Below are 19,182 nucleotides of genomic sequence, written 5' to 3'. Positions count from 1 at the left end.
GATTAGAAAGTAAAATCCGTCTATCCTTTTTTTATTTAAAAGCCTCTTCTAAAAACTCAATTAATTCTTTTGTGTGAATTTTTACCTGTCCGGCTGCCGGGCTTGGAGATTCTTTTCTGCCGACATATTTAAACCTTTCTTTTTTCGGTATGAATTTGTTGATACGATTTTCTATAAATCCCCAAGCTCCTTGATTTTCCGGCTCTTCTTGTACCCAAAGAAAATCTTTTGCGTTTTTAAATTTTGAAATGACTTCTTGTATTTCTTTTTCGGGAAAAGGATAGAGTTGCTCTATACGAATCAGGGCTGTGTCTTGTTTTTTTCTTTTATTTTTTTCTTCCAATAGATCGTAATAAACTTTTCCGGTAGAGAGGATTAATTTTGTAACAGAGTCTGGATGGGTAACAGTCTTGTCGTTCAACACTTCTCTAAACGCACCTTTGGAAATATCTTCTAAAGAAGAACTTGCTTGCGCAAAGCGTAAAAGACTTTTTGGGGACAAAATGATTAGTGGCTTACGGAAATTCCTAAGCATCTGTCTTCTAAGTAAATGGAAATACTGGGCAGGGGTAGTGCAATTGCAAATCTGAATGTTGTCTAATGCACATAGTTGAAGTAGTCTTTCTAATCTCGCACTGGAGTGCTCAGGTCCTTGACCCTCATAGCCGTGAGGGAGTAGCACTACAAGACCACTCATTTTTTGCCATTTGATTTCTGAGCTTGAAATAAATTGATCAAATATAACCTGTGCCGTATTTGCAAAATCACCAAACTGCGCTTCCCAAATTACCAAGGCATTTGGATCTGAGAGAGAATATCCATACTCATAACCCAAGACTGCGTATTCCGATAAGGAAGAATTGATCACTTCAAAATTTCCTTGCTTTTCTGAAATATGGCAAAGAGGAGAGTATTTTTTTCCGTTGTTTGAATCTACTAAAATTGCGTGTCTGTGTGAGAAAGTTCCTCTTTGCGCATCTTGACCTGATAGGCGAATCCTGAAACCATTTTCTAAAATTGATCCAAAAGAAAGTAATTCTGCAAAGCCCCAGTCAATAGGAATTTCACCTATTGCCATTTTTTTCCTATTTTCGATAAGACGAATAAGTTTTGGGTTTGGGTGAAAGTCTTTTGGTATTTCGGTGAGTGCTCTTACGATTGCCTCCATCTGGTTGGACAGAAGTTTTGTAGCAGGCTCGGAGTCCAAAGGCTCTTTTGAATAATTTGACCATAGCCCTTTCATTGTATCCACTTGCATTCTAATATCTCTTTCTTTTGCTCTTTGGAAAGAATCCTCTAACCCTTTCTTTACTCCATTTTTTATAAAGTCTATATCTTCTTGCACAAATTCAGATTGTTGCGCAGCAAGGCGGGCTTCATAAATTTTAGAGGTGGACTTATGGTTTTTGATTATATCGTACATCAGTGGTTGGGTAAAAGCCGGCTCGTCTGTTTCGTTATGCCCGAGCCTTCTATAGCAGATTAGATCAATGATAACATCTTTATGGAATTTTTGTCTGTATTCAAGGCATAGTTTTACTACTCTTAGTGCAGCTTCTGGGTCGTCTCCGTTTACGTGAAAAATAGGTATTTGAAAACCTTTGGCAAGGTCAGTTGCGTACAAAGTGGATCTAGATTCGTTTGGAAGAGTCGTAAATCCTATTTGATTATTTATCACTATATGAAAAGTTCCACCCGTAGTATATCCTTCTATATTCATGAGGTTGAGAGTTTCTGCAACTACTCCTTGTCCTGCAAATGCAGCGTCTCCATGGATTAAAATAGGCATATACTTAACGCCCAATTTGTCTTTTTCGATAGCTTGCTTGGCTCTAACGTTTCCGGTTATCACAGGGTTTACTGCTTCTAAATGGCTTGGATTAAAACCGAGAGATAGCTTCACTTCTTTTTTTGCCTTGGTCATTTTAGTGTTGTGGTAACCAAGGTGGTATTTTACGTCAGCGTAGTGTTCGTCTTCCCCTGTTTTTTCTTCAAATTCTGCAAATATAAGCCCTGCCGGTTTTTCTATAATATTTACGAGTACATTTAGCCTTCCTCTGTGTGCCATCCCGATTACAAGCTGGTTCATGTCGTGCTTGCCTGCTTCTTCTACAATTGTGTCAAGGATAGGAATCAGTGTTTCTCCACCTTCTAAAGAAAATCTTTTTTTACCTACAAATTTTTTTGCTAAAAATTCTTCAAAATATTCTGCTTGAAATACTTTTTCAAATAGCCTTAGTTTTTCACCCTTTGTTAAATCTTTTACGTATTCGGTGGATTCCATTTTACTTTGGAGCCATTCTCTTTCTTCATCATTCACTAAATAGTAGTGCTCAGAGCCAATCGTTGAACAATAGAATTTTTCAAACCAGTCGATTACTTCTTTTAACTTAGCCTTGCCTACACCTCCTATCCCGGATTCTACAACAGTGTTTAAATCTATTTCGGTTAGGTTATTTAACTTTTGGTCTATAAATTTTCTGTTTGGTTTATTGATTCCGAGTGGGTCTAAAGTGGCTGCAAGGTGGCCTTGTCTTCTATACGCATTTTGGAGGTTTAAAATTCCCATTTCATGAAGAGGGGGGGGGGATTTTTCGATTGAAGGAGAAACAAGTCCGGTTGACTTGCCGTTTGTGTATTTTTGGCTGTCAAGCTCCGAGAAAAACTTTCTCCAGTCTTCCGAAACAGAAGAAGGGTTTTTAGAGTATTCCTCATAAAGCCCTTCGAGAAGAAGTGTATTGTCTCCGTATAATAGCATGGAATTTTCTGAATTCATAAAGTTCTCCTGATTGTGTGATTAATAAGTACGATAGAATCAACCACCGTGGATACTCCATTTGTCCACAGACATTGCAGCTTCTTTTACTACTTCGGAAAGGGTAGGATGGGCGTGAAAAGCTCTGGCAATGTCTTCAGAGGATGCGCCAAACTCTAAAGCAATTGCAGCCTCTGCAATCATATCCGAGGCTCTAGGCCCAACGATGTAAATTCCAAGAATCTTATCCGTTTTTTTATCGGCTAAGATTTTTACTTGTCCGTCATGCTCGTTCATGGCTTTACTTCTTCCATTGGCTTTGAAAAAAGATTTTCCTACCTTGTATTCTATTCTTTTAGACTGCAATTCTTCTTCTCCAAGACCCACCCAGGCTACCTCGGGCCAAACATATACTATGTAAGGGCAGGCGTTGTAGTTTACGTGGGATTTTTGTCCTGCAAGAATTTCTGCCACTGCAATCCCTTCTTCTTCTGCTTTATGAGCAAGCATTGGCCCTTCAACGATGTCGCCTATCGCATATACACCGGGTATATTTGTACGAAAGTTAGAATCTATTTCAATCCTATTTCTGGAGTTGAATCGGACACCTATTTCTTTTGCGCCGAGTCCTTCAAAATAGGGCTTTCTGCCAACTGCCACAAGAACTACATCTCCTGTTATTTCAATTGTGTCTTTCTCAGAATTTTCAGCTTTTACGATAATTTCTGAGCCTTTTTTTTCTTTTCCTGTTACTTTGTGGCCAAAGTAAAATTCAAAGCCTTGGTTAGTGAGTAGTCTTTGTGCATAGTCTGACATTTGTTTGTCTGCGGTTCCAAATAACTTCGTTTGTAGCTCGATTACAGATACCTTCGCGCCAAGTCTTCCCCAAACAGATCCTAATTCAAGCCCGATTACGCCTGCACCTATTACGATTAAATGTTTTGGAACTTTTGGAAGATTGATTGCGTGATCGCTTGTAACTATGGATTTTCCGTCGATTTCAAAACCGGGGATATCTATGGGGGATGAGCCTGTTGCAATAATTATATATTTAGTTTGGAGAGTTACTTTTTTGGAATCTTCCAAAGTGACTTCTACAGAGTTTGAAGAAAGTATTTTTCCTGTTCCGTGGAATCTTTCTATTTTATTTTTCTTCATAAGAAAATTTACGCCTTCGCAGACTTCGGATACTATCTTGTCTTTTCTTTCGAGCAGGGTTTTTAAATCCAATTGGACTTCACCTGTTTTGATACCGTGGTCTTTTAGTTTGTGTTTTGCTTTATGGTATTCTTCTGATGAGTCAAGGAGTGCTTTGGAAGGGATGCATCCCACGTTTAAACAAGTTCCCCCAAGAGTTTTTCTTTTTTCAATAATTGAAACATTTAGTCCTAATTGAGCAGCACGAATTGCAGCCACATAACCACCAGGTCCGGCTCCTATTACAACAACATCAAATTCATTAGCCATTTTCACACCTCCAATAAAAGTCTTGCAGGGTCTTCTATTGCCTCTTTGATCTTCACAAGAAATAGTACTGCTTCTTTTCCGTCTATGATTCTGTGATCATAGGATAGTGCAAGATACATCATAGAGCGAATTTTGATTTCGTCGTTTATCACTACCGCTCTTTTCGTGATATTGTGAAGTCCTAGGATTCCGCTTTGAGGAGGGTTCAAGATTGGGGTGGACATCATAGAGCCGTATATCCCTCCATTGGAAATAGAAAAAGTTCCACCTTGCATTTCTTCGAGAGAGATTTTTCCGGTTTTTACTTTTTCTGCAAGCCTTAGAATTTCTTGTTCGATTCCGGCAAAGCTAAACCTGTCAGCATCTTGAATTACAGGAACTACAAGCCCTTTTGGTCCACCGACCGCAACCCCGATATTGTAGTAGTTTTTATAAACTATATCGTTGCCTCGAATTTCTGCGTTCACTGCGGGAAAGGATTTTAGTGCAGAGATTGCCGCTTTCGTAAAAAAACTCATAAACCCAAGCCCTACTTGGTGGGTTTCTTTGAATTTTTCTTTGTATTTATTTCTAAGCTCCATGACCCCTGTCATATCTACTTCATTGAAAGTAGTAAGAATCGCTGCAGTTGACTGAGCATATACTAATCTATCTGCGATAGTTTTTCTTAGCTTGGTCATAGGGACTACTGTTTCTCTATCTCCCGAAATTTCTTTTTTTGGAGTTTGAGATTGGGAATCTTGGGTCTTTGAAGGTTTTGACTCGATATAATTTAATACATCCCCTTTTGTGATTTGCTCTCTTTTCCCGGTTCCTTGGATTTCTTTTGGGTCCAAGTTGTTATTGGCGACTAATTTATTTACTGCGGGTGAGAGAGTTTCGTTTTTCGTTTCCAGTTTTTTGTCCGGCACTTTTTCGGTCTGAGTGGTGCTTGGAGGAGAAGTAGTATTTACAGGTGCGTCGGCAATTGCTTTTTTTTCTATTGAGCCGATTGTTTCTTTCGGGTGAACTACCTCTCCTGTTTTTTTAATTATACTTTGTATAATACCGGAAGAGGGTGCTCTCACTTCCATTGTAACTTTATCAGTTTCTAACTCTACCAAGACTTCGTCTTCTTGAACAAAATCTCCTTCTTTTTTTGACCAGTTTAAAAGAGTTGCTTCGGTGATTGATTCGCCCATTTCCGGGACTTTAATTTCTACTGACATAGCCGACCTTTTTCTTTATTGCTAAAATAAGTATTCTTTCTATCCATATTAATAATTAGAAAGTAGTGTAAAGTAAAAAAGAATTCTCGCTATTTCTTGAATTTTTGCCTAAGCCCTTCCATCAAATCGTGAACGCATTTTTCGACATAATTATAGAATTTATCGTTCATAGGCTCAAGAGGGAGTTTTTTCTTGATTTGTTTGATTCTTTCAAATGACTCTCTTATAAAATCCAAGAATTTTCTTTGGCTAATTCCGAGCTTGTCTAACTCTTCAGAATATTCAGTGTACATTTTGTTTATCTTGTCTAAGTAATTGTCTTTTAAAAAGTAAAAGCGTATATCGGTTGTAGTCAGTTCGTTTATAATTTTCTGCCATTCTATTTGAAGTTTCGTTTGATTAATATTAATTTTCCCTTCTTTTCGAGGAGGTTCTTCATGAGTGGTGATTTCTTTTGCCATAGATTCATCTCCTGCTTTAGGTAAGTTATCGCCTTTTTTGGATTTCTGAAATATATTAGTGAATTTTGCCATCTGTAAATTTATTATCGGTAAATTTCTTGAATTACATAAGGTGTCATAATGAAATTAGAATAGAATGTTTTTGGTAAAAGAGAGAATTGTTTGATAGATTTCAGGGATCTTATTTTTTAAGTCTTCACTATTTTTGTATGGAGAGTTTAATAACGCCTTTGTTGCCAGTGATTTTCCTAGCCCAGGAATTTCTCTGAAAGCCAAGTCTGTAAATTGGTTTATGGGGATCGGGTAGGGGAGTGCATTTATGGATCTTTCTGAAAATCCTGTTACGATTACATCAATTCGATCGGTAAATAATTCGTAACTTTGTTTGAAAAATGGAATTTTAATCGTGATCGGGTAACTTCCGAGTTGTCTTCCAAGAAAATATCCTTCACTTTTTTTTTCAAGTATGACATTTCTTAACACAGATCCGAGTGGAAAAGTTTTTTTCAACATCTGTTTGTCAATCTCTTCTCTGATTTTATCTCTATAGAATAGAAATCTATTCTCGTTAAACTTTTTATTTTTTATGAAATTTGTGCTTCGAGATAGTTTTGTTTTTTTATAAACAATTACTTGTCGAATATTGATTCTTCTAAGCAGTAAGCCCGAATCTAAAACTTTTTTTAAAAATAGATAATTCTTTTTAAATGTATCTTTGGACTCTCCTGCAAGCCCCCCTATAAAGTTTAGCCCGGGTAAGAGTTTGGGTATTCCATTTATTCTTTTTTGTCCGTATTTATTTACTAGTTCAATTGCAAGTAGCGCTTCTTTTTCGCTGCATTTTAAACTATTTGCCAAAATCACTTCTTCGTCAACGCTTTCTATTCCCATAGCGGCTGTATCGCCTTCTGTATTGTAATCACATAAAATTTTGAGAACTTCTTCAGACTCATTTGGAAAATTGGCGATTACCCCGGGATTGATATTGTCGAGGTGTAGAAGTTTTAAGTCCGGTGCAGATTTTCTGATTCCTAAATATAGATTTTCGATACTTTTCGGGTTTGGTTTTGGAAAACTATTTTGGAAACTATTCATATCTGGAAGATAGGTCAATAGATCAGCTTGTCTTCCTATTCTAAAAAACAGATTCCCATTTTTGTACAATTCTTTTACTTCTTCTGTAATTCCATGCGTTAGGCGAAATTCTGGCTTACCATAAAAGCCTTCCGTACAAAAAGAGCAAAATACGTCTCTTGTGCAGCCGCGATAGGTTTCTAACTCAATGATTAAATTTGGAAAGTTTGGGTGCAGGTTTGTGATAAACCCGCCTCTGACTGAATAATCGTCTATATCTTGGTACGTTCTTTTTAGTCGAAGGTTGTTATTTTCCAATTTTAATTTAGTTCGAGTAATTCCAAGTGAAGAAACTAATTCACAATATTTTTCTATATCTCCTCTTATGAGTATTCCACCTTTGTTGTAAATTTCTTCTTTGATTTCCTTGGAAGCGTATTTAACGGGCCCACCGATGAGTGTAGTTCCACCTTTATTTGAAGTTTTTAGCTTTTCTAAGAGTTTGTAAATTTCGGCTACTGTTCCTATTTGCCCACCGAGGTATTTTCCTGGAACTGTAGAGCCTGCAATAATTATCACAAGATCATAGCCTTCTTCTAACTCAAATTCTTTTTCTCTCAGTTTATCAATTGTGATATAATAAATCTGATTTTCTTTTAAGCCTCCTTTCATAAGCGCACCTGCCGCATAACGTATATAAGGAGAAATATAAGGAGGGACACCAAAACAGGCTGGCTCGTCCACATAGAAATCAATGATTAAGGCTCGCATATTAAAGGTAGGTCAATAACTCTTCCACGTCTTTGAATTGTATTTTACTATTTATACTGATTCTTAGTCTGGATTCTTTTACAGTGGGTGGACGGATTGCACGAATATCAAAATTTTTTTCTTTTAACTCTTTTGATTTATGTAAAGATTTTTCTTCTGAAAATAATACCAAAGGTATGATTTGACTTTTAGAATTTAAAACCTCGTATCCTTTTTCTTTTAGAGAGTTTCTTAAGATTTCTGAGATTTGTAAAATATGTTTTCTCTCTTCATCCATTTTTTTTGCAATAGAAATTGCAGTGGACAGGGAATGAGCAATTGCGGGTAAAATAGACGTAGAAAAAATGAATGGTCTCATTTTGTTAATTAAATATTGTTTTATTATTTCTGAAGAGGCAATAAATCCACCTTCTAATCCGAGTGACTTCCCACCTGTAAAAATTCGTACATCTATATCGGACTCATCTATGGAAGGAAATAGTTTCCTATCAAGAGAAACTCCTCCTCCTTTTTCTCCAAATACTCCGAGTGCGTGAGCCTCATCTAATATCAATAAAGCGCCAAATTCTTTTTTTAACTCAACTAACTCATCTACCAAGGCGATGTCTCCGTCCATACTGAAAACTGTTTCAGACACAATTATTTTTGGAGAGCTTTTGTCTGACTTTTCTAGAAGACTTCTAAGGTGAGAAGTGTTTCTATGGTTGAAATATTTTTTGACTGCACCGGATATTCTTATTCCATCTAATATTGATGCGTGGTTTAACCTATCTGTAAAAATGATTGTCTTTGGGTTTGCAATCGAATCTAGTAAACCCAGATTTGCAGAGTATCCATTTGACACAAGTAGGGAGGTTTCACTCTTTACCCAATTGGCGAGATCAGTTTCTGCTTTTTCAAAAGAATCTCTATGCCCTCGAATAAGTCTTGATGCGGTGGAGCCTAAATAGTAAAAATCGAGACCTTCTTTAAAACTTTTTATAATTTCAGGGTGTTTAGAAAGATTTAGATAGTCGTTTGAGGAAAAATCCCTCGAATGAGGAAAAGATAGTGACCTAAATAAATTTTTTGAATTTAGAGATTGCAACTCTTTTTCAAAAAAAAATCTCCAGTTACTTTCAAGCATTTTGAATTAGACTAATGGCGGGGACAAAAATACAATTGGATTGGTCGAAGAAAAATAAAAAAAAATTAAGAAAAAAGCTGTAGAGTCCTACAGCCTTTGAAATCTCTAAAATCAAATCATGTCAGAGACATCTTTTCTTTCAGAAATCAATTCTTCGTGTGTAATGTTGAATTTTTCTTTTGCAAAGTCGTTTAAAGGTACATCTTTAACGATTTCGTATTTATTTCCGTCTGATCTAACCGGATACCCAAAGATTAGACCTTTTTCTACTCCATAGCTTCCGTCAGAGGTTACAGCTACACTAAACCAATCACCTTTTGGAGTAGGTGTGGTCAATTGACGAACTGTATCTACAACTGCATTGGCAGCGCTTGCAGCACTGGATGCACCGCGGGCTGCAATGATCGCAGCTCCTCTTTTTTGGACAGTGGATATAAAATCACCTTTTAACCAAGCGTCGTCCTTGATTAAGTCTGTGGCCGGTTTTCCATTGATCTTAGCGTTGTAAAAGTCAGGGTATTGGGTTGCAGAATGGTTTCCCCATATCGCAAGATTGGTTACGCTGGAAACCGGAACTTCTGCTTTTTGTGCCAATTGAGTCTTGGCTCTATTTTCGTCTAATTTAGTGAGCGCAAACCACCTGTCGGTAGGAATATTTTTTGCGTTATTCATAGCAATTAAACAATTTGTGTTGCAAGGATTCCCCACTACAAGAACTCTCACATCGCTTGCAGCTTTGGCTTCTATAGACTTCCCTTGTTTTGTGAAAATCCCACCATTGATTTTTAAGAGATCCCCTCTCTCCATACCTGCTTTTCTGGGAACCGAGCCTACAAGGAGAGCCCAATTTACGTTATTGAACGCCACATCCAATTCAGAAGAAATTGTGACTTTTTGAAGAAGTGGAAATGCGCAATCATCCAATTCCATGACTACACCTTTTAGCGCCGGGAGCGCTGCTTCCAATTCTAATAATTGCAATTCTACCGCAGTATCTGGACCAAACATCTGTCCCGATGCTATACGAAATAATAGGGAATAACCGATTTGCCCTGCGGCACCGGTGACTGCTACTTTAACTGTTTTACTCATTTGTTTTTCACCTCAATTTTTTAGTTCTTTGTCTATAATTTTTGTAAAAGCTTGTAAGGGTTGAGCACCGGCAACCATGATTCCATTGATGAAAAATGCCGGAGTTCCATCTACTCCTAGTTTCTGGCCGTCTGCAATGTCTTGTTCGATTTCTTTTTCTAAAGAAGCTGAGTTTTTCAGGCATTCTTCAAATTGTCCAGAGTCTAAACCGGCTTTTTTGGCTAAAAATTTTACATTTTCCTTAGTCAAATTCCCCGTATTTTCAAATAGAATATTAAAATATTCCCAGTATTTTCCTTGAGGAATGGCACAATTCACTGCGAGATGAGCAAATTTTGCATTTTGATGGAAAGGGAGAGGGTAGTCTCTGAAAACCCAGCGAATCTTATCCTTATACATTTCCCTTAGCTGTTTGTTTACAGGTTGACTTCTTTGACAATAAGGGCATTCAAAGTCTGAGAATTCTACTATAGTCACCTTTGCATCTTTAGGTCCTATAGAAGGGTTATTTTTTTCTTCTACAGTGAGTCTTTCTTCTGGTAGTGGCTGAATGTTGATCTTCACCTTATCTTTGTATTTTTCTTTGATCCCTGCGATAACACCATTTTTTGCATCGTTGTCGTGTCTCATTTTAAGAGCGTTTATAATTTCCCCTTTCACTGATTCTAAGGATTTCCCATTCAATTGGCTTTTGTATTGATTATATACTTTTTCGATTTCCAAGTCGGTAGGGGTGTAGGACTTCCCATCGGATAAGACTTCTTCCGATTTCTTATTTTGGGCTTTTGCTTCCATTTCGATCAATTTACGGGTTACAAACTCCTCAAAAGCGTAAGTTAATGTGTTGATTTGGTCTGTTTTTAGCTTTCTAAATACCTCAGGAAGCTCTTTGGCTACGTCTTTTTCGGAGTATCTTGTCCAGCCGATATAAACTGAATTTGCGTGAAAATAGTAATCAATTACTGCGGGAAGGCTAAATCCTAGGTAAATTACAAAAACAGCCAGCCCGATTAAAATTTGATTTTTTTTAAGATTTTCAGTCAATTTGCTAAAAATCTGAGATTTTCCTTGTTCCATTCCTACCCCGGTAATAAGTTAATTTTTAGAAAAAAATGGCAATATCTCTATAAATGGCATACCTGCAAAAAGTCGTTTTTTGAAAAAGCAATTATTCAAAAAGCCAATAAAAGCTCCATTTTTTAGCGTTGAAAAGCCCTGAAAGGGGTTTTTGCAGTAGCGTCATAAATAAAACTTCATATAAGGAAATACCGAAAAATTTAGTATTTTTTTCTAGTTATGACCAGATTTTTATTATTTTTTACGGTGGCAAATGGAAAATATTGAAAAATCGTCTTAATTTTTTAAATTTACATCCGATACAAACAATAAGGATAGCAAGGCAAATTTAGGGAAGTGAACCTGGAAACGGAGGTTTAGGTTTATGACAATTTCAAATATTAATACAAGCCCTGTCGGGACATGGCCTAATCCGAATAAAGCGGATTTGGAAAATATAAAAAATATTGAGTCAACCGATAAGGTAAATTTCGAATCAGATGAAAAAAAACTCACTGATGAAGCAGTAAAAAAATTAGAAGCAGCACTCGATTCTTTGGTGTTAAAACCAAGTCCGGTAAGTATTGAAGAAAGAATGGATCAGGTGATCAGTTTTGAAGAAATGAAAAGTTTGTTGTCTATGGTAACAAAATCGTCCAAGATAACCGAAGATCGAAAAATGCCGCATTTAATTGATGTAAAGAGGTAAAATTGCCTTTTTGTGCTATTGTAATTTTAGATAGTGCGATTAATTTTCTGTGGGTTGTTTTTTTTCTATCCCTTTTAGGGCTTAGTGGAATATTTTTTCATCAATTTTTATACCCAATATTAAAAAAAGATAGGTCTTCTAATGAATACCCTGTTAGGGTCGGAGATGAATACATTATCGTAGTCGATGAATTATCCAGAGTGTTTAACTTTTCTATAGGTAAACTGACCGGCAATCTTCCGACTCGGTGTATCGCCATTTCTGATGACCATTTAAGCTTTCAATTTAAAAAAAATCGAGAATCAGAAGAATACGATATTTTTATAAATCGTAACTCACCTGTACTTTTTAAGGCTCCTCGTACACAAAATTTTATTAAGATGGACTCAACTGAAAAATTAGAAAGCTATGAGTTAATCGGAAAAAACGCTGAATTTCGGATTTCTGATAAAATTGCAAAAGACCGGATGATAAATTATATTGAGTTGACTTTGGGGTCTTCTTTTTTCTTTACAAAACTCGGAAAAGAGAGGATGAGATTTATAATAAATGTCACAAAGATTCATCCTGGGCTGAATACAAGGGTTCAGTCTAAGGACGAAACTTACAATTGGGGGAAAGGGGACGATACGGAAGAAATATCAGAAGATGAGGATTCAGAAGATTAAAGGATTTTTATTGTACTCCCTTTGTAATCAGGTTCAATCTGGAAAAATCGGAAACGGGTGTTTGTTTTTTTTGTAATGGAACAAATTTCTTTTTCTAAATTTTTTACTAAATGTTTTTTTCTTATCTTTTCCATAAAAAAAAGAATTGTAGGTCCGCTACCGGAAAGTGCAAAACCGATTTGGTTTTTTTTAGAGTAGATTTGGATTTCTTGTAAAAGGGCTTCATTTTGAATTCTATAGGGAGTATGAACTTGGTCGTCTAAGGCAAGTAAGAGGTCTTCAAATTTACTGTTATGGATATACTCCATCCATGTACCCACTCTCGCCATATTGAAAATTACGTCTTTTGTAGAATAGTGTAAAGGCAATTTCTTCCTTGAGTGGTTTGTGTCTGTTTCGTAACAGGGAATAAATACAAATAAGTCAATATTCGACGGAATCTTTTTTTTGAAATAGTGCAGCTTTTCGTTTTCTGTGAAATACGCAAAAACAAATCCTCCAAGATATGCCGGAGTAGTGTTATCGGGGTGCCCTTCCAATTTTGCGAGTTGAAAAAGTATTTCGTTTTCCTTTGGTGGAGTAATCTCTTTGTAGAATTTTTTGTGAATCGTATTGGCTGCAATAAAACCAGCCACACATGCACTCGCACTTGAACCTAAACCCCCTTTTAACGGAAGAGAAAGATCCATGACAATGTTGTAAGGGATTCTATTTTTGTCTGGTAGAAAAATTTCAAAATATTTATTGTAGGAAAAATACACTAAATCGTCTTTCCTTGAGAAAGGGGTGGCTTTTCCGTTTTTTAATATAGATTGAAAATTTGCATCACTTGAAAATTCAAAGAAAAATGAGTTGTATGTTTTTAAAGCAAGTCCCATAAGATCAAACCCCGGGCCTAAGTTTGCAGAAGTTCCTGGCACTTTAATCTTTAAGCGAAATGGTTTTTGCATTGAGAAATAACTAAAAATATTGGATTTACCACTAATTTTTTTTTGTTTTGCTTGTTTGCAAGAAATAAATCTTAGCTCGAACAGTTTGCCAAAAGCGCAAGGAGCGCTTTGGAAGAGAGTTGTCTTTTTAATTTTCCCTCAATAAATTTTGATGCTAAAATCAGTTTTTCTAAATTGATATTTGTTTCAAAATTTTCTCTATGGAGTAAATACACCAAGTCTTCTGTAGCCAGATTTCCAGATGCACCCCTAGCATAAGGACACCCTCCAAGTCCACCTGAGGAAGAATCGAAAGAGCGAATCCCGTATTCTAAAGAAGTTTCTACGTTGGCTATTGCCATTCCGTAAGTATCGTGGTAGTGGCCTGCAAAAATTTTTGCTGGAAAGTTTTTTAAAACAATATCAAAAAGTTTTCGGAAATCTGCCGGTACTCCTTTTCCTATAGTCTCTCCAAGTGAAATTTCATAGACTCCGAGGTCGTGTAACTTTTTAGTAATTTCTAAAACTTTTTCGGGTGAGATTTTTCCTTCGTACGGGCATTCAATAATTGTAGAGATATACCCTCTGACTTTGATTTTATCTTGAACTGCTCGCTTTGCGATTTCTGAAAAAACTTCCAGAGATTCTTCGATTGTTTTGTTAATATTTTTTTTAGTAAATGTTTCTGAGGTAGCAGTAAAAACAGCTATTTCTTTAAAGCCGGATCGGATTGCAGATTCATAGCCTTTCAAGTTTGGAGTAAGACAAGAATATTCTATTTCCTGAAAATTCAAATTTTCTGATAATTCAACAGCATCAGAAAGTTGGGGGATAGCGCCTTGTTTTACAAAAGATGTAGCTTCAATATTTTGGATTCCTGAATTTTTTAGAAGTCGAATAAATTCTAACTTGTCTTTGGTCTCAATTGGAATTTTTTCATTTTGAAGACCGTCTCTTGGAGCAACCTCGGTAATTTTAATTTTTTCTTTCACTGTAAATCCTTTTTCTTTATTTCAAATAGCGTGTTTTCATTTTATCAAAATTGAAAAATATATTTTAGAATAGTCCAACCTATTCCAGTTTTCAGGTCGGCTAAAATTTGGACTGTGCCCATAGTATAAAGTTTGTGTATATATACAGTAAATACAACGAGCAAGACAAGAAAATAAAAGAAATTGTTTTTTAGGAAATGAAACTGGAAAAAATCTTTTTTCAATAAAAGCCGGATCATTGTATGAATATAAAAAAAAGCAAACGAAAAGAATACAGGAATTCCGAGTTTGTGGTACGATAGGGATATAGATATATTCCCCTGCAACAGAAAGATAAATGACCTCGATAGACCACAACCCGGACAATCCAGCCCTGTGAGATTTTTGAATAAGCAAACCGTAAAATGATTGTGGTAGTTGGAGCCGGATGTCGTAATAGATTGTATCAATAGATAGATTCCTGCAAGCGTGAAACTGGCTAAGATTAATTTTTCTTTAGTTAGGGAATGTATTGTAGTTTTGAGATTCATTTCAAAAATTTAATTTTATAAAGATGTATTCTGCCGAATAAAAAATAGATTCAATATTTTTCTTTTCTAGTATAATGGTCTTATTCGTTTTTCAATTGTCAAGGAATAAATCGCTTATCTGTCGGAATCAAATGAGCTTGTAAAAATAGAATCCGTCGATTGTGCAATTGATGTAGAAGAAATTTACGAAAAGTCTGGAATTATAAACTCATAGACTTGTTATCAGTTTGGGATTTTTTTCTCAAGAAAATCTTTTACAATTATCACTTTGCATCTTTTAAGATTTTCTATTGTTTTTGGATTTCCAAAAAGTTTTAAAGTGTCTTCCGTGGAAATAGAAAAATTTGTTTTGTATTCACCGGTTGCGCTTAACGCATACACATAGTATGGGTTCTCCCCAACTTTTTTATGTTTCATCGCTCGAATGGGGTCTTGTTGAAATAGTACATAGCCTCGGTCTATTGCATAATTTTTGGATACGAGTTCTGGAGAGTAAATTTCTAACCCTCTGTCTGTTGTAATTCTTGGGAGTAACGATGTTTGACTTTTTAAGTGTCTAACGTCCACGATGAGTCCAGTGTATTCTGTAGGATTTGGAATTTTTGGAAATTCAGGAAAATCTTCTGTTTGGAAACCAATGTCTAAGAAATTCATTAGACCGCCTTTTCCTGTAAAAGGAATTGCAATTTCTGAAATGACTTTGTTCCCACGGATAATTACTTTATAGTCCCCGAGTTCTTTTTGAAATAGCTTATTGAATTTTTCTCTGAATTTTTCGCTATTTTGAATTTTATCGAGAATAGAATTTTCTGTGTCAAATTTCAGATTTTCTATGGACGCTGAAATTTCAGAGATTAGTCTATCTTTGGATTTTTTTCTGGTTTTTGCGATGGATTCTGTTATGTTTAGAGCGGTATCCGGTTTTCCTAAATCCGGATCAGTACTTTCAAATATTACGGGTAGTACTGGTTCTTCTACCCTTGTAATAATTTTCATGTTCGACCAATCAATTTTTGTTCCCCCTGACTTAATTTCGATCAGTTGCTCCGAACTGAACACAGAAAGATCAGAAAGTAAAAAAATAGCGATCAGTGCAAAAAATTTTCTCATTAGTATTTATTTCGGAAAAAAGACAAATTTTTTTTGTAAAAATACCGGATTTGAGCGTAGAAAAAAATAAGAATGAATCAAAATTTTATACCTTTTAGAGAGTATTCTTTGTAGTCTGGAAAAGAGGTACAAATATTTTGGAATGGGAATGTTTGGCTTTCGATTTCAGGGAAAAGAATAGTGTTAGAAAAGTTGGGAATAGGAAAAAACTATAAGCGGACATTTCGTTTTCATTGTATATTTCTACTTTTTTTAGTCCCGGAATTCCTTTTTAGTCAGGATCAGGAATTTATAAGACAGATTTTTCCGGATGAGAGAGAGCTTGTGAAAAATTCCAAAGATGAAGAAAAAAATTACTCTGTGACTCAAATCCAAAAGAAGCTAATTCGTCGAGTTTTTGATACGTTAAGCGACCGAGAGATCGACACATACCTAAGACAGATGGGTCTTCCTGTGTCCGGGTCTATTTATGTTAAAAAAAGAAGATTGAGAGATGCAGTCGGCGGTGACGAAGAAGGTAAATCCAAGGAGCTGCCTGAGCCGGAATTGACGAGTGAGAAAAAAATGCCCATTGTAATAGAGAATGCGAGTGAGGGAGAGCTGATGAGTGTTGACAAGACAAACTCAGGAGTTTTGATCTTACGTGGAAATGTAAAATTAAAAGTAGGGAAGGGAAAACTAATTGCAAATTCGGTTTTTGTAGATTCTAAAAAACAAGAAATTTACGCAGAGGGGGGAATTGAATTTAAAGATGGCGGAATATCAATCAAGGGTGATAAATTTATTTATGATGTGAAATTGCAAAGAGGGGTTGTTTACGACACAAAGGCGAGCTATTACCCTGCTTATTTTGTAGGAAAGAAAATTAAGAAGTTAGACGAGAAGCGTTACCTATTAGAAATGGGATACTTCACGGCTTGTGGAGCTGAAGTTCCACACTACACCTTCAAAGCTGGTAAAATTATCCTGTATCAAGACGAGACTATGGTTGCGACTAATCTTCGTTATCAAGTAGGCGGAACTACACTTTTTTGGTTTCCAATGCTATACACTTCTAATCTTGGAAGTGGTTGGGTGACTCAAATCGGTCATAACATGACCCAAGGTTGGTTTTTTCAAAACTCCTATCAATGGTCTGTGCCATCTGCCACCCAGAGTAGTTGGATTCCTATGGGATACAAAGCCAAGTTAGATTGGTACGAAAAAAGCGGGCAGGTAGCGGCTCTCGACACTTGGAAACTTAGCCCGTCTTTAAATTATATTTTAGACCTTGGATATGCAAACCATAAAAACTATTCCATCACCTCTGCTTTTGATGATAGGTTTAGAAGAGGAGGGCTTGGGAATGTAGCTACCACAAATCAGGTGGACAGAGGTGAATACCACCCTTTCAAAGGAAATTCTCCTTTTGAAAGATTTGGAAACGCATACTATTCTCAAGAGCTTGCGTCGAGAGGAATAGCTAACAGAGATATTGGAGTTCAATACGAGCCTTGGTGGAAGATGAGGTTTATTTTAAATGCAAAAAAAAATAATAACGAAAAAGACGGAACTAGAAATTTTCAGATAAACTACGAAAATTATAACAACTCCAGATATGAGTACGAGTACGGAAATCGGTACGAGCCTACGAATACACTTCGAGCCATATACAATAGAAGAAATCAGAGATTTGGAATGATGAGACAAAATTTAGGCTGGACGATGGACTATTCTGAAAACAGGGGAGACTTGAGTGTAAATGTAAGTGCAAAGAGGAATTTGATATTCAATATACTTACCCCATCGTCAAGATCGAATTATTTTCCGATCATAGACCAAGTTCCGACTACAACAATCAAAAATTCATCTCAAATTGGGAGCCTTCCCTATTTTGATAGTCCTGTGTATTGGGACATTACTTTGAATAATTCTCTTACAAGGTATTATGGTGCGGTAACGAAAACACCTCTCAAGACTCCTACCTTGGAAGGAAGTACGGATGATCCTTTCGGGCAATACAAAGCCTCTCTCATTCGTACTCAAATTCTTACTTTGGGAGAAACCGGGTTCAAGACAACAATGAATTTTGGAAGTTACGCTTCTCTTTCTCCCTCTGTGTATTATGGTGCAAGAAAAGAAAGTGCAGAAAGACCCAATCCTTCCGTAAACGATGTGGCTCTTGACAGGGTGTTAAGAAGAGAAAGTTATGAATTTTTAAAGCAGGCTCATAATTTCAGACTCGGTGCACCGGTTCTATTTTTAAATGTAAATTACCGAAAAATTGAAGCTCGAAAATCGGAATTACCGGAAAAAGTAGTAGGTAAAAATCGGGTGCACGAAGCAGAAATTTCTTTGGAGAGCATGGCGTTTCAAGATTTTGAATTTTCGATTCGCACAATCCGAGATTTGAGAACTCCTTCTCCGGAATACAATCCTCAGCCTATGGAGCGTGAGAGATGGTATTTTTCTGTTTTTAGAGCGTCCGGGTTTTTTGATTTTATTGAAGGGTTCGGAAATAAAAAGGCATCCTATTTAGAAAGCCAGAGGAGTTTTTATTCTGGAATTTTTGTAAACAATGATTTTGTGTACCACACTGCACTTGGAAGACCGCTTTCCAATAACTTGACTATCGCTTATCAGCTTGGGGGGTTCTCTCTTCCGTTTGTAAAGAATTTTCGTAACTTGGAAATTGGAGGAACTTGGTACCACGTGTATAACTCACCGATCTTAGATGGGTATAGATTTTATATTCAGTCGGATATTCAGGTTACAAAAAATACCGGTTTTGAACTCCAATTGGATTCGAGGGTAACCCAACCTTGGCGACTTACAGATCAGATGACTGCAACAAACGCTTATGGAACAAGCACTTATAGTCAGTCCATGAGTACGGTTTATCAACCAACTAATCTTGACAAAGATATTTTGACCGGAATGGGAGTTGACGGACTCCAAGGAAGGCAGACTACAGCGTTCAACGTAAATAAATTTATGTTAGTGTTAAAACATAATTTGCATAATTGGGAGTATAGACTTGGTTACAGTATGGATCTTCGATCTATTGCGGGTGGTTCTTCCTTTGACAACCAAGTTATATTCTACGACCAATCTGTATTTTTTACAATATCTCTAATCAATGTCAACCTTGGGCAAGGAGATTCTACAGAGTCCACAAGGTCGAGGCTTTACAGATTCAGAAAAAAACCTTTGCAGGTCGGACAAAAATCATCTATTACATCGGAGGCTTATTAA

15 protein-coding genes are annotated in these 19,182 nt (G+C 36.4%); 3 read left to right on the top strand and 12 right to left on the bottom strand.

The genetic code is table 11. The annotated features are described in order from the left end of the window. Nucleotides 1-31: 31 nt before the first annotated feature. The 8 genes from HS129_06735 to HS129_06700 all read right to left on the bottom strand — a co-directional run bounded on the left by HS129_06735 (nucleotide 32) and on the right by HS129_06700 (nucleotide 11,031). Complete coding sequence (locus tag HS129_06735; protein ID MBE7411746.1) at nucleotides 32-2,776, bottom strand: 2-oxoglutarate dehydrogenase E1 component; 2,745 nt, start codon at nucleotides 2,774-2,776, stop codon at nucleotides 32-34. A 39-nt stretch (nucleotides 2,777-2,815) separates the two neighbouring features. Further along, the gene (gene lpdA, locus HS129_06730; protein MBE7411745.1) at nucleotides 2,816-4,222 is read right to left on the bottom strand and encodes a dihydrolipoyl dehydrogenase; all 1,407 of its coding nucleotides are present in this window, start codon (nucleotides 4,220-4,222) and stop codon (nucleotides 2,816-2,818) included. A 2-nt stretch (nucleotides 4,223-4,224) separates the two neighbouring features. Beyond that, a complete protein-coding gene (odhB, locus tag HS129_06725) occupies nucleotides 4,225-5,430 on the bottom strand; it encodes a 2-oxoglutarate dehydrogenase complex dihydrolipoyllysine-residue succinyltransferase (protein ID MBE7411744.1) in 1,206 nt (401 codons plus the stop codon). A gap of 89 nt (nucleotides 5,431-5,519) precedes the next feature. Further along, nucleotides 5,520-5,963: a hypothetical protein gene (locus HS129_06720; GenBank protein ID MBE7411743.1), complete on the bottom strand. Its 444-nt coding sequence runs from the start codon at nucleotides 5,961-5,963 to the stop codon at nucleotides 5,520-5,522. 54 nt (nucleotides 5,964-6,017) lie between these two features. Beyond that, on the bottom strand, nucleotides 6,018-7,736 hold the full coding sequence (locus tag HS129_06715) for a radical SAM protein (GenBank protein MBE7411742.1): 1,719 nt from the start codon (nucleotides 7,734-7,736) through the stop codon (nucleotides 6,018-6,020). A 1-nt stretch (nucleotide 7,737) separates the two neighbouring features. Further along, a complete protein-coding gene (locus HS129_06710; GenBank protein ID MBE7411741.1) occupies nucleotides 7,738-8,862 on the bottom strand; it encodes an 8-amino-7-oxononanoate synthase in 1,125 nt (374 codons plus the stop codon). 111 nt (nucleotides 8,863-8,973) lie between these two features. Then, nucleotides 8,974-9,954 (bottom strand): malate dehydrogenase, encoded by a 981-nt coding sequence (locus tag HS129_06705; GenBank protein ID MBE7411740.1) that lies wholly within the window; start codon nucleotides 9,952-9,954, stop codon nucleotides 8,974-8,976. Nucleotides 9,955-9,966: 12 nt separating this feature from the next. Next, entirely contained in the window at nucleotides 9,967-11,031 is a 1,065-nt protein-coding gene (locus HS129_06700; GenBank protein ID MBE7411739.1) for a DsbA family protein, read from the bottom strand. Between the two features lie 364 nt (nucleotides 11,032-11,395). Here HS129_06700 and HS129_06695 point away from each other — a divergent pair, with 364 nt between their 5' ends. Both HS129_06695 and HS129_06690 read left to right on the top strand, forming a co-directional pair. Then, a complete protein-coding gene (locus HS129_06695) occupies nucleotides 11,396-11,719 on the top strand; it encodes a hypothetical protein (GenBank protein ID MBE7411738.1) in 324 nt (107 codons plus the stop codon). A 2-nt stretch (nucleotides 11,720-11,721) separates the two neighbouring features. Further along, a complete protein-coding gene (locus tag HS129_06690) occupies nucleotides 11,722-12,387 on the top strand; it encodes a hypothetical protein (GenBank protein ID MBE7411737.1) in 666 nt (221 codons plus the stop codon). Here the strand turns inward: HS129_06690 and thrB are convergent. The 4 genes from thrB to HS129_06670 form a co-directional block, all read right to left on the bottom strand. Further along, complete coding sequence (gene thrB, locus HS129_06685; protein MBE7411736.1) at nucleotides 12,384-13,307, bottom strand: homoserine kinase; 924 nt, start codon at nucleotides 13,305-13,307, stop codon at nucleotides 12,384-12,386. The two genes, HS129_06690 and thrB, sit on opposite strands and share 4 nt — an antisense overlap. A 101-nt stretch (nucleotides 13,308-13,408) precedes the next feature. Next, complete coding sequence (locus HS129_06680) at nucleotides 13,409-14,296, bottom strand: hydroxymethylglutaryl-CoA lyase (protein MBE7411735.1); 888 nt, start codon at nucleotides 14,294-14,296, stop codon at nucleotides 13,409-13,411. 56 nt (nucleotides 14,297-14,352) lie between these two features. Next, nucleotides 14,353-14,838: a DUF2752 domain-containing protein gene (locus tag HS129_06675; GenBank protein ID MBE7411734.1), complete on the bottom strand. Its 486-nt coding sequence runs from the start codon at nucleotides 14,836-14,838 to the stop codon at nucleotides 14,353-14,355. A gap of 222 nt (nucleotides 14,839-15,060) precedes the next feature. Then, nucleotides 15,061-15,948, bottom strand: coding sequence for a hypothetical protein (locus HS129_06670; protein MBE7411733.1), 888 nt, complete (start codon nucleotides 15,946-15,948; stop codon nucleotides 15,061-15,063). A gap of 237 nt (nucleotides 15,949-16,185) precedes the next feature. Between HS129_06670 and HS129_06665 the strand changes: the two genes are divergently transcribed. Next, nucleotides 16,186-19,182 carry an LPS-assembly protein LptD gene (locus HS129_06665; GenBank protein MBE7411732.1) on the top strand — a complete coding sequence of 999 codons (2,997 nt, stop codon included), beginning with the start codon at nucleotides 16,186-16,188 and terminating at the stop codon, nucleotides 19,180-19,182.

The organism is Leptospiraceae bacterium (assembly GCA_015075105.1).
In the GTDB taxonomy this organism is placed as follows: domain Bacteria; phylum Spirochaetota; class Leptospiria; order Leptospirales; family Leptospiraceae; genus JABWCC01.
This window is presented reverse-complemented; position numbering and strand designations above follow the sequence as displayed.

Excerpts from the sequence above, each read along its gene's own strand:
- HS129_06735 (MBE7411746.1), bottom strand. The coding sequence starts at position 2,776 with ATGAATTCAGAAAATTCCATGCTATTATACGGAGACAATACACTTCTT.
- lpdA (MBE7411745.1), bottom strand. The coding sequence starts at position 4,222 with ATGGCTAATGAATTTGATGTTGTTGTAATAGGAGCCGGACCTGGTGGT.
- odhB (MBE7411744.1), bottom strand. The coding sequence starts at position 5,430 with ATGTCAGTAGAAATTAAAGTCCCGGAAATGGGCGAATCAATCACCGAA.
- HS129_06720 (MBE7411743.1), bottom strand. The coding sequence starts at position 5,963 with ATGGCAAAATTCACTAATATATTTCAGAAATCCAAAAAAGGCGATAAC.
- HS129_06715 (MBE7411742.1), bottom strand. The coding sequence starts at position 7,736 with ATGCGAGCCTTAATCATTGATTTCTATGTGGACGAGCCAGCCTGTTTT.
- HS129_06710 (MBE7411741.1), bottom strand. The coding sequence starts at position 8,862 with ATGCTTGAAAGTAACTGGAGATTTTTTTTTGAAAAAGAGTTGCAATCT.
- HS129_06705 (MBE7411740.1), bottom strand. The coding sequence starts at position 9,954 with ATGAGTAAAACAGTTAAAGTAGCAGTCACCGGTGCCGCAGGGCAAATC.
- HS129_06700 (MBE7411739.1), bottom strand. The coding sequence starts at position 11,031 with ATGGAACAAGGAAAATCTCAGATTTTTAGCAAATTGACTGAAAATCTT.
- HS129_06695 (MBE7411738.1), top strand. The coding sequence starts at position 11,396 with ATGACAATTTCAAATATTAATACAAGCCCTGTCGGGACATGGCCTAAT.
- HS129_06675 (MBE7411734.1), bottom strand. The coding sequence starts at position 14,838 with ATGAATCTCAAAACTACAATACATTCCCTAACTAAAGAAAAATTAATC.
- HS129_06670 (MBE7411733.1), bottom strand. The coding sequence starts at position 15,948 with ATGAGAAAATTTTTTGCACTGATCGCTATTTTTTTACTTTCTGATCTT.